Origin of the sequence: Methylobacterium sp. J-068 (assembly GCF_022829445.1) — a bacterium.
GTDB lineage: Bacteria > Pseudomonadota > Alphaproteobacteria > Rhizobiales > Beijerinckiaceae > Methylobacterium.
This window is the reverse complement of sequence record NZ_JAKSXY010000046.1, coordinates 52086-62725: the sequence shown is the minus strand read 5'-3', so window position 1 is coordinate 62725 and position 10640 is coordinate 52086. Positions and strand designations below refer to the sequence as shown.

Sequence of the window (10640 nt, the reverse complement as noted above, 5' to 3'; positions counted from 1 at the left end):
GTGCCTCGCTACTTCTTCGACATCCACGACGGCCGGTTTCAGCTCGACGATCATGGCGTCGAATGCACCGACTTCGACGCGGTTCGCCGAGAGGCGAAGCGAGCGCTCCCGGAGATCGCCAAGGAGATCCTGCCGGAGGATGGGGACCACCACACGATCACCTGCCGTGTTCGGGACGAGCGAAACGAAACGGTTTATACGGCGACCCTCCTGTTCAGCGGATTCAGCGCGCGCCCGGAGGAGCGCTGATCCGGCTCGACGGGATGTCCTGATTCCATCGGTCCGAGGTGTCCGAACGGGTCCGTTCGTGGGGCGGTGCGCCCGTCCGCCACGGACCCGCATGGTCGATCGTCGGCGGATCGCGCCGGCGCCGCTTGGGCCACGGCCCCCCTTTCACGGCGTCGCGGCGGGCCGGTCCGGCTCGGCGGCGGGCGGCGAATCCGGTCGCGTCCCGAGGGGGCCGGCGCGCAGCCGGGTCGTCAGCGCCGCGAGGTCGTCCGGCAGGTCCCAGGGGTCGGGCAAGCCGAAGGCGCGGTCGAGGGCCGGCGTGACGCTTCTCAGGAAGCTCGGCGGGGCCGGCACCGATGGCGGAGGCGGCGGCGCCGCGTCGGGGAGCGGCCACAGGAGCGTTCCGAAGGTGTTGGGCGCGAGGGCGAGCATGGATCCGGGGCGGGGTGCGAGGCGCGCCGTCGCGAAGCGGCGGACGACCGGCCGGGATCGTCCGCCTCGCGAGGCCGCTCAAGCTGGGCCATGGCAGTTGAACCCAAGCTGAAGCGCGCCCGGCGGCCCGCTCCGGGCGCCCGCGCGGGGTCGGCCGATGCGGATGCCGGCTCAGGCCTCGAGGGTCATCAGGGCGGCGTTTCCGCCGGCGGCCGCGAGGTTCTCCGAGACCGAGCGCTCCGCGAGGAGGCCGAGGGCGTCGTAGTCCCGGCCTGCCGCCAGGGCGGCGGGGTCCAGGGATTGCAGCGCCACGATCTCCCCCTCCCGCGCCGCGAGGTCGCGACCGAGGGCGCGCCGCGCCGCGCGGTCACCCTCGTGCAGCACCGCCTGGAGATCCTCCACCGCCCCGATGTCGGGCGCGTACGCGATCCGGGCGGCGACCTCCGGCGGCAGGCCGGGCAGGCTCGCCTCGGGACCGATCACCACCGCCTGGTTGCCGGTGGCGAGGATCACTCCGACCTGGAGCCGCAGTCCGGTCGCGGTGCGGGCGAGGGCCGCGACGCGCCCCCGCGGGTGCAGCGCCCAGGTGTTGCGCTCGCCCACCGGACCCGGCAACGCCCGCTCGACCCCGAACCCCGACCCGGACATGAGCGTGGCGACGCGCGCGGCGAGGTCCGCCCGGCCCACGCCCCTCAGCCAGTCCGCATAGGCCCGGACGGCCGGCGCCTCCCGCCCGTCCTCGAAGCGTGCCGGCGGCGGATCGGCCAGGAGCCGGCGCAGGATCAGCGGTCCGCCCGCCTTCGGCCCCGTCCCCGACAGGCCCGTGCCGCCGAAGGGCTGCACGCCCACCACCGCCCCGACGATGTTCCGGTTGACGTAGACGTTGCCGGCCCGGATCCGGCCGAGCACCCGCGTCACCGTCTCGTCGATCCGGGTGTGCAGGCCGAAGGTCAGCCCGTAGCCGGTGGCGTTGATCGCCGCGATCAGCGCGTCGAGGTCGGTCCGGCGGTAGCGCAGGACGTGCAGCACCGGGCCGAACACCTCCCGCTCCAGGTCCGCGATCCGGTCGATCGCGATCAGCGCCGGGGGCACGAAGCTGTCCTGGCCGGACGGCGCGGTCCGTTGCGTGATCGCGTGGCCGCGCGCCCGCATCCGCGTGAGATGGCGCGTGACCTCGGCCGCCGCGGCGGCGCCGATCAGCGGGCCGACATCCACCGAGAGCCGCCGCGGGTCGCCCATTTCGAGTTCGCGCATCGCGCCGCGCAGCAGGGTAAGGATGCGGTCGGCCACCTCCTCCTGCAGGCAGAGGATGCGCAGGGACGAGCAGCGCTGGCCCGCTGAATCGAAGGCGGAGGCGATGACATCCGCCACCACCTGTTCGGGGAGCGCCGAGGAATCGACCACCAGGGCGTTCCGGCCCTCCGTCTCGGCGATGAGCGGCACCGGGCGCCCGTCCGGATTCAGCCGCTCCGACAGGCGCCTGTGGATCGTGCGCGCCACCGCCGTGGAGCCCGTGAACATCACGCCCCGCACCCGTGCATCCGCCACCAGGGCGGCGCCGACCGCGCCCGCGCCGGGCAGGATCTGCAGGGCGTCGGCCGGAATGCCCGCCCCGTGCAGCAGCCGGACCGCCTCGGCGGCGATCAGCGGCGTCTCCTCGGCGGGCTTGGCCAACACCGGGTTCCCGGCCGCCAGGGCGGCGGCGACCTGACCCGTGAAGATCGCCAGCGGGAAGTTCCAGGGCGCGATGCAGGCCACCGGCCCGAGCGGCGCCGGGTTGTCCGCGTCGGCGATCCGGACGATCTCGGCCGCGTAGAAGCGCAGGAAATCCACCGCCTCCCGCACCTCCGCGACGGCGTTGGGAAGGGTCCGGCCGGCCTCGCGCGCGATGAGCCCGATGAGGAGCGGCCTCCGCGCCTCGAAGGCATCGGCCGCCCGCCGCAGCGCCTCGGCGCGGACGATCGCCGGCGTGGCGGCCCAGGACGCGGCGCCGGAAGCCGCGGCCGCGAGCGCGCGGGCGATGTCGGCTGGCTCGGAAGCGCGAGCGTAGCCAACGACATCGTCCCGGTCGGCCGGATTGCGGATGGGCTCTCGGGCTATGACCGGCGTGGCGCCGGACGGGCTCGCGGTCCAGGTCCGGCGCGCGCCCGCCGCGAGGCTCTCGGACAGTCCGGCCAGCACGGATTCGTCGCTCAGATCGACCCCGGCGGCATTGCGGCGCCCGGGTCCGAACAGGTCCGGCGGCTGGGCGATCCGGGGATGCGGCGCGCCCGGCACCGCCTCGGCGCGGACGGTCTCGACGGGATCGGCGATCAGCGCCTCCACCGGCACGGTCTCGTCGGCGATGCGGTTGACGAAGGAGGCGTTGGCGCCGTTCTCCAGCAGCCGGCGGACCAGGTAGGCGAGCAGGGTCTCGTGCGTGCCCACCGGCGCGTAGATACGGCAGGGCCGGTCGAGCCGATCCGGGCCCACGACCGTCTCGTAGAGGGGTTCGCCCATGCCGTGCAGGCACTGGAACTCGTAGTCGCCGGGACGAAAATCGGGGCCGGCCATCTCCACGATGGCGGCCAGGGTCTGCGCATTGTGCGTTGCGAATTGCGGGAAGATCGCGTCGGGCGCCGCCAGCATCTGCCGGGCACAGGCGAGGTAGGACACGTCGGTATGCGCCTTGCGGGTGAAGACGGGGAAGTCTTCGAGCCCCTCCCCTTGCGCGCGCTTGATCTCCGCGTCCCAGTAGGCCCCCTTCACGAGCCGGACCATGAGGCGCCGGTGCGTGCGCCGCGCCAGGTCGACGAGCCAGTCGATCACGAACGGGCAGCGCTTCCCGTAGGCCTGGATGACGAAGCCGAGGCCGTCCCACCCCGTGAGATCCGGGTCGAGCGCCAGCGCCTCCAGGATGTCCAGGGACAGGTCGAGGCGGTCGGCCTCCTCGGCGTCGATGTTGAGGCCGATGTCGAAGCGCCGGGCGAGGCGTGCCAGCCCCGTCACGCGCGGCACCAGTTCGGCCAGCACCCGCCCGCGCTTGGCGCGCGTGTAGCGCGGATGAAGGGCCGAGAGCTTGATCGAGATGCCTGGTCCCGCGAGGATGCCCCGCCCTGCCGAGGCCTCGCCGATGGCCTGGATCGCCGCGCGGTAGGCGTCCTCGTAGCGGGCCACGTCGGCCGCCTCGACCGCGCCCTCGCCGAGCATGTCGTAGGAATAGGTGAAGCCCTTCGCCTCCATCCGGCGGGCCCGGCGCAGGGCCTCCCCGATGGTCTGGCCGGCGACGAACTGCTCCCCCATCAGGCGCATGGCGAGGTCGACGCCCTTGCGGATCAGCGGCTCGCCGCCGCGCCCGATCAGACTCGTCAGCGCGGCGGTGAGTCCGGTTTCGCCCGTGCTCGCGGTGAGCTTGCCCGTGACGAGCAGGCCCCAGGTCGCGGCGTTGACGAAGGGCGACGGGCTGTGGCCGAGATGCGCCTGCCAGTCCCCGCCCGCGATCTTGTCGCGGATCAGCGCATCGCGGGTCGCCGCGTCGGGAATGCGCAGCAGCGCCTCGGCGAGGCACATCAGGGCGACGCCCTCCTGGCTCGACAGGGCGTATTCGTGGATCAGCCCCTCGACGCCCCCGCGCCGCGCCGTCCGGCGCAGGGTCTCGACGAGGCGGCGTGCCGTGGCGGCGACGCGCGACGCCGCCTCGGGCGGTGACGCGGCGCGCGCGAGGAGCGGCGTCACGCAGTCCGCCTCGGGGCGCCGATAGGCCGCCACGATCGCCATCCTCAGAGGCGACAGCGCCGGTGAATCGTCGTGGGGACGGCTGGGAGCGATCGACATGGGGTGGCTCGCTGCGGCTTCGCGTCCGTGCTGCGGGAAGCATAGGCGCCGGTTCGCCGCGAGAACATGGCGGGCGATGTCCCCGCGTGACTCACCCGACTGCGATCCTGAAGGACGCGCTCACCGCCCGCACCAACGCCGATTCGCTGCGTGGTACGCCGTCCGATGCTTCACAGGCCCGAATGCCGCAACGACTTCTCGGCTGTCGGAGGCGTGTCGCGCCCGGATCGGGGCTGGCTTCGACGCCTCCAACGCCGCGGCGTCCATCCGCATGTCATCGATGCCATGCATCGGACGGCACAGGGTCGTGATCGTGCGATCGCTCCTAAAGATATTTGGCGAGATGTGATTGGAAGAGCATGGGCGTGTTCTGATCTCGAACGTGTTCCGGCGGGTTCACATCTCCGCGCCAGGCGACACCCAGGATTTGCATGGTGTTGAAGAGTTTCACATTGAACCCTGCATTCAGGAAAACCTCGAGGCCTTTTTCCACAAAGGGAGAGGTCAAGTCGTGGAAGACGACCAGAGCATCCTCTGCTAGATAATTCAGGACGTTGACTGCATCATTGTAGGGAGCTTCGCCGTCGTGATTCCCATCGATGAAGGCAAAAGACCATGGCTCCGGATCGGAGGCATAGACCTCCTCCAGGATATCTGGAGAAAACCCTGCCCAAAGCTTGTAAGAGCGATCGGGGGAGATCGCATCGAAGACTTCGCGCAATGCATTTTTCCGATTTTCCTCGAAGAATGCCGGGTCTATGCAATCAAGACGAAGGCCGGCGCTCAGGAGATGTGCCCCTGTCCAGCCGAAATGGCTCCCGATCTCGAGCCCCCTCTTGCCTGAAAAGAGTTTGGCCAGCGCATAGAGGCATGCCGCCTCTTCAGCGGAGGCATTGCCGATGACATAGCCCGAGGTGTCGCGCCGGTCGGATCTCCAGATATGCGGGACGCCGCTGCGCAGGTAGGGCCAGCCGACCGTCCAAGGGTTGACGATCCTGGCGTGAGGGAAAAGCGGCAATAGATCGGGATGCGGTGTGAGCCCGGGTGGGGCATAATCGTACCGATCGATCTCGATTTCCTCGGCGGCGTCGATTTTTATTCCGCCCCAACCCGTATAATCGAACGCCCATAAAATCGGCCGCTTGTATCCGAATTTGTTGTCCAGGAAATAATCTTCGACAGCTTGTCGTGCGCCCTGCCAATGGCCGTAATCGTCGATGATGAGCACGCCACCTTTCGTCAGGCGGGGATATAGATATTCCAGCTCCGCAAAAGTGCTGTCGTAGAAATCCGTGTCCAATCGAAGGAGAGAGATTTGAAATGTTTGCGTTCTTTTGACGGTCTCGCGCGCATCACCTTTGATGAGGCGTACCAGGCGCATGTCGTAACCAGTGCTTGCGATCGCGGCATACACATCATCGAAACCGATGGAGGCTTTCACCAACTCGGCAATTTCAGGTCCCCGTATGCCTTCCATAAGCTTGGAGGCCGGGTCTCCATGTAAATCGACATCGGTCTCGCCGGGTAACGTCATGCCTTCAAAGGTATCGAAAAGATAAATATCACGATTCGCGACGCCTTTATGCAGCAATGCTAACATAATCAGCATGGAAGAGCCGCCTTTCCAGACGCCGCATTCGACAAATGCGCCTGGAATGTCGTTGTCGACGATTGTGGTGACAGCATTCCAAAGCGCGAAACCGCGCTCGGGCGAAGTCATCGTAAAGGATTTGACTTTCTCCCACGCATCCTGAAAATCTTTTGTCAGCCGTTTGTCGATTTGTTCGAGCATGTTTCTGTGGCCTGATCGTCGATATGGATGCTTTGGATGCTGTCGGGGTCGATTAAATATAAGTTGTATTGATATCCGGAATAATCGAAGTATGACTTTGCAGCGATAAATCTGTATTCTGCCTGTACCGGATTCCCCTCGCGTCGGGGGGGAAAGATATCCGAGCATTCCAATATCACCAAGCCACCGGTGCGCTCGAAAGTAGGCGAGGCGTGCCGGGCCGTGTGCACACGCGAGGGCTGGCGGAAAGGACGACCAGCCACGCCCGCAATCCGCCCTGGAGCGGGTTTCCGCCATTCCAGCGCGCCGTGACGATCTTGAGGGGCACGCGGATCGTTTGAGCCAGGATGCCGACTCGCACGCATCGGCGCCGCATAAATCCGCGGGCCATGCTGGAGACACGACACGTCCGTGCCGGCTCGATCTCGATAGCGTGGCACGCGCTCTGGCCCCGTGGCGACTGTTTCACGGATCAGGGCGGCAGGTCTTTTGGTTTGAGGGTCTGTCGTCCTGGCCCCAATGGCTCGGCGGCGGTTGTCAGCCCGGGATCAAGGACGTCCTTGCCGACATCGATCGCGCCCCACGGCGGAGCCCCACCGCCGGGAGCGCACTCCGGAAAACCGGACGGTGATCCACTGAGGGTGGGTCCCTCATCGCTCCCGTTGAGCGAGATCAGGCGGCCGAGGCGCCGGTCGGCGGTCGCTTCAGCACCTCCGTGACCTCCTCCTTCGATTTTCCGCGCACCCGATATCCCATCGCCTCGAACCGCTCGATGAGCGAGGCGCTCTCGGCCGCGCAACACGCCGCCCACTCGGCCAGCATGGCGTTCATGGATACGAGGCGCTCGCCGGAGGCCTCGTCGGGATGTGCCTGGGACTCCGTCATCCGAGCTTCCTCTCCCCCATTCAGAACACGTGCCGCAGGATGAAGAACAGGAGGCCGGCCAGGGTGATCGCGGCGGGCAGCGTCAGCACCCAGGCCAGCGCCATGTTGCGAACGGTCGACATCCGCAGGCCCGAGCCGTTGGCCGCCATGGTGCCGGCGACACCGCTCGACAGGATGTGCGTGGTCGAGACCGGCAGGCCGTAGAGTTCGGCCAGCCCGATCGTGCCGGCCGCGACCATCTCGGCCGAGGCACCCTGGGCGTAAGTGAGGTGGGTCTTGCCGATCTTCTCGCCGACCGTGACCACGATGCGCTTCCAGCCGACCATGGTGCCGAGGCCCAGGGCCAGGGCGACGCAGACCTTCACCCAGGTCGGGATGTAGCGGGTCCCGTCGTTGAGGAGGCCGGTGTAGGATTTCAGCGTCGCGGCCTCGGCCTCGGAGAAGCTGGCGCCGTTCTTCGGCAGCAGGCGGATCGCATCGGAGGCCAGGTACATGTCGTTGCGCAGGTTGGAGGTCTGCGCGGCCGGGACCTGCTTGATCGCGCCGTAGTTCTTCACGTTGGCGGCGATATCGGTCGCGAGGGACGCGAGCGCGGCGTACAGGGCGGGCTGGTTCAGGTCCTTCGAGCGTAGCGCTTCCGAGACCTGCTTGCGGGCGGACGCCGCGTCGGGCTGGGCGCTGCCTCCGGCACGGGCGGCGAACACCGCGCTCGCGCTCTGCGACATCTGGATGAAGGCCGGGGTGGTGTCGTCCGCCATGGTGCGGTTGAGGGCGTAGGCAGTCGGCGCCGCGCCGATGAGGATGAGCATGATGAGCCCCATGCCCTTCTGGCCGTCGTTGCCGCCATGGAAGAACGACACGAGGGTGCAGGTCAGGATCAGCAGGCCGCGAATCCAGAGCGGGGGCGGCGCCTCGCCCTGGGGGGCCTCGTAGAGGTCCTTGCGCCGCACCGTTAGCTTGAGCGCCAGGAGGAGCAGGGCGGCGGCGAAGAACCCGCAGAGGGGGCTGAACAGCAGGGCCTTGAACACGCCGAGCGCCTGCGCCCAATCGACCCCCGAAGTCGCGGAGCCCTCCGGCGCCATCAGCTGGTTGGCGAGGCCGACGCCGATCACCGAGCCGATCAGCGTGTGCGACGAGGAGTTCGGCAGGCCGAAGGCCCAGGTGCCGAGGTTCCAGAGGATGGCGGCGATCAGCAGCGCGAAGATCATCGCGTACCCGGCCCCGGAGCCGACCTGGAGGATCAGCTCCACCGGCAGCAGGGTGACGATGGCGTAGGCCACGGCACCGGACGAGAGCAGGACGCCGAGGAAGTTGAACGCCCCGGACCAGATCACCGCCACCAGCGGCGGCATCGCGTGCGTGTAGATCACGGTCGCGACCGCGTTGGCCGTGTCGTGGAAGCCGTTCACGAACTCGAAGGCCAAAGCGATGAGCAGGGCGAGGCCGAGCAGCACGAACGCGCCGATGGCCAGGGGCTCCTGGTGGACCGCGTTCATGTCGGCGATGAGGCTGACGACGGCGTAGGCCAGCCCTCCGACGAGCACCAGCAGGAAGGCGATGATGCCGCCGGGATGAATGCGGTGATTCATCCGCGGCCCGGGCCGCGACGTCCCTGCCCGTGCCAGGTTCGGTGACGGCAGGTCGGGGGACGTCATGGCAGCGTCGGACATGGAAGTTCCTGGGCGTCGATGCGGCGATCGTCCGTGCGCTATCCCCGAACTGATACGTTCATGTGACAGGCTGCCGCAATCCTCGCTTATTCCGGATGAGGAGTGAAGCGTTCGACGTGCTGGATTCGGCATCCGGCGCCTTCGTCCGCAACGCGGGTCGGACGTCGTCAAGGCGTCAAAGGGGAGCGGCATGGTGGAGGCGTGCCCGTCGAGTCCGCAGCCATGTCCCGTTCGAGCCTGACCCGTCGTCCGTTCCTGATCGGTGCCGCGGCCGGCCTCGCGGGCGCCGGCGCGGGTGTCTTCCGCCCCGGTCTCAGCCGGGCCGCCGATCGCCCCGTCCTGACGCACGGCCTGCAATCCGGCGACGTCGACGCGACGTCCGCCATCGTCTGGGCGCGGGCCGACCGGCCCTGCCGCGCGATGATCGAGTGGGCGACCACGGAGCGTTTCACCGAGATTCGGGGCGGCGTGTTCGCCGACGCCCTCCCCGTGAGCGACGGGACCGTAAAGGTCGCCCTGACGGGACTGCCGCCCGGCCAGGACGTCTTCTACAGGGTTCGCCTCCAGGATCTCGCCGCGCCCACGATCCTCGGCGCGCCGCAGGTCGGGCGCTTTCGGACCGCGCCGTCGGACCGCCGCTCGGTCTCGTTCTGCTGGTCCGGCGACACGGCCGGGCAGGGCTGGGGCATCGACGAGGCCCGCGGCGGGATGACGATCTACGCCGCCATGCTGCGCAACCGGCCGGACTTTTTCCTCCATTCCGGCGACACGATCTACGCCGACGGTCCGATCGTTCCCGAGGTGCGGCTCCCGGACGGCAGCCTCTGGCGCAACCGCGTCACCGAGGCGGTGTCGAAGCCCGCCGAGACCCTCGACGAGTTCCGGGGCCGTTACCGCTACAATCTCACCGACGCCAACGTGCTCGCCATGAACGCCGAGGTTCCGGTCTTCGCGCAATGGGACGACCACGAGGTCACCAACAACTGGTGGCCGGGCGAGCCGCTGACCCGCGCCGAGCACCTGCGCAAGATGTACCGCGACCCGAACGTGCTGGCCTTGCAGGTGCGCGCCACGCGCGCCTTCCACGAATACCTGCCGATGCGCTTCGAGCCCTCGGAGCCCGGCCGGGTCTACCGCAGGATCTCGCACGGGCCCCTGGTCGACGTCTTCCTGCTCGACATGCGCTCCTATCGCGGGCCGAACGGCGAGAACCGGCAGGCCGCCTACGGACCGGAATCCCATTTCCTCGGCCCGACGCAGATCGCCTGGCTCAAGCACGAACTCCGCGCCTCGCGGGCGACCTGGAAGGTGATCGCCGCCGACATGCCGCTCGGGCTCGTCGTGCCGTACGATCCGGACCGGACATTCGGCTCGGAGGCCGTCGCGCAGGGCGACGGGCCGCCCCTCGGGCGGGAACTCGAGATCGCCGATCTCCTGCGATTCCTGCGGGATTCCCGCATCCGCAACACGGTCTGGCTCACCGCCGACGTCCACTACGCGGCGGCGCATTACTACGACCCGAACCGGGCGCGCTTCCAGGATTTCGAGCCGTTCTGGGAATTCGTCGCCGGCCCGCTGCATGCCGGCACCTTCGGGCCCAACGCGCTCGACGACACCTTCGGGCCGCAACTGCGCTTCGTGAAGGCGCCCCCGCCGGGGCAGGCGAACCTCTCGCCGGCGGCGGGCTACCAGTTCTTCGGCCACGTCGCCGTCGACGGCCGCACGGAGCAGATGACGGTCACCCTCAAGGACGCCGCCGACGCCGCGCTCTGGTCGGTGATCCTCGATCCCGCGCGAGGCTGACGGCGCGGCGTCCGGCC

At 68.7% G+C, this 10640-nt stretch carries 7 protein-coding genes; 2 read left to right on the top strand and 5 right to left on the bottom strand.

The window, feature by feature from the left end:
• Complete coding sequence (locus MKK54_RS04165; RefSeq protein WP_244009334.1) at window positions 1–249, top strand: DUF6894 family protein; 249 nt, start codon at window positions 1–3, stop codon at window positions 247–249.
• Between the two features lie 144 nt (window positions 250–393).
• Here MKK54_RS04165 and MKK54_RS04160 read toward each other — a convergent pair whose 3' ends face one another.
• The 5 genes from MKK54_RS04160 to MKK54_RS04140 all read right to left on the bottom strand — a co-directional run bounded on the left by MKK54_RS04160 (window position 394) and on the right by MKK54_RS04140 (window position 8820).
• A complete protein-coding gene (locus MKK54_RS04160) occupies window positions 394–660 on the bottom strand; it encodes a hypothetical protein (RefSeq protein ID WP_244009332.1) in 267 nt (88 codons plus the stop codon).
• Between the two features lie 171 nt (window positions 661–831).
• Window positions 832–4473 carry a trifunctional transcriptional regulator/proline dehydrogenase/L-glutamate gamma-semialdehyde dehydrogenase gene (gene putA / locus MKK54_RS04155; protein ID WP_244009331.1) on the bottom strand — a complete coding sequence of 1214 codons (3642 nt, stop codon included), beginning with the start codon at window positions 4471–4473 and terminating at the stop codon, window positions 832–834.
• 325 nt (window positions 4474–4798) lie between these two features.
• The gene (locus MKK54_RS04150) at window positions 4799–6265 is read right to left on the bottom strand and encodes a class I SAM-dependent methyltransferase (RefSeq protein ID WP_244009328.1); all 1467 of its coding nucleotides are present in this window, start codon (window positions 6263–6265) and stop codon (window positions 4799–4801) included.
• A gap of 672 nt (window positions 6266–6937) precedes the next feature.
• Window positions 6938–7150, bottom strand: a complete 213-nt coding sequence (locus MKK54_RS04145) for a hypothetical protein (RefSeq protein ID WP_244009327.1) — start codon at window positions 7148–7150, stop codon at window positions 6938–6940.
• A gap of 20 nt (window positions 7151–7170) precedes the next feature.
• The gene (locus MKK54_RS04140) at window positions 7171–8820 is read right to left on the bottom strand and encodes an inorganic phosphate transporter (RefSeq protein ID WP_409564124.1); all 1650 of its coding nucleotides are present in this window, start codon (window positions 8818–8820) and stop codon (window positions 7171–7173) included.
• 222 nt (window positions 8821–9042) lie between these two features.
• Here MKK54_RS04140 and MKK54_RS04135 point away from each other — a divergent pair, with 222 nt between their 5' ends.
• Window positions 9043–10623 (top strand): alkaline phosphatase D family protein, encoded by a 1581-nt coding sequence (locus tag MKK54_RS04135; protein WP_244009325.1) that lies wholly within the window; start codon window positions 9043–9045, stop codon window positions 10621–10623.
• Window positions 10624–10640 lie beyond the last annotated feature (17 nt).

Coding starts and splice junctions, on each gene's coding strand:
- MKK54_RS04135 (WP_244009325.1), top strand. CDS start 9,043: ATGTCCCGTTCGAGCCTGACCCGTCGTCCGTTCCTGATCGGTGCCGCG.
- MKK54_RS04145 (WP_244009327.1), bottom strand. CDS start 7,150: ATGACGGAGTCCCAGGCACATCCCGACGAGGCCTCCGGCGAGCGCCTC.
- putA (WP_244009331.1), bottom strand. CDS start 4,473: ATGTCGATCGCTCCCAGCCGTCCCCACGACGATTCACCGGCGCTGTCG.
- MKK54_RS04140 (WP_409564124.1), bottom strand. CDS start 8,820: ATGTCCGACGCTGCCATGACGTCCCCCGACCTGCCGTCACCGAACCTG.
- MKK54_RS04160 (WP_244009332.1), bottom strand. CDS start 660: ATGCTCGCCCTCGCGCCCAACACCTTCGGAACGCTCCTGTGGCCGCTC.
- MKK54_RS04150 (WP_244009328.1), bottom strand. CDS start 6,265: ATGCTCGAACAAATCGACAAACGGCTGACAAAAGATTTTCAGGATGCG.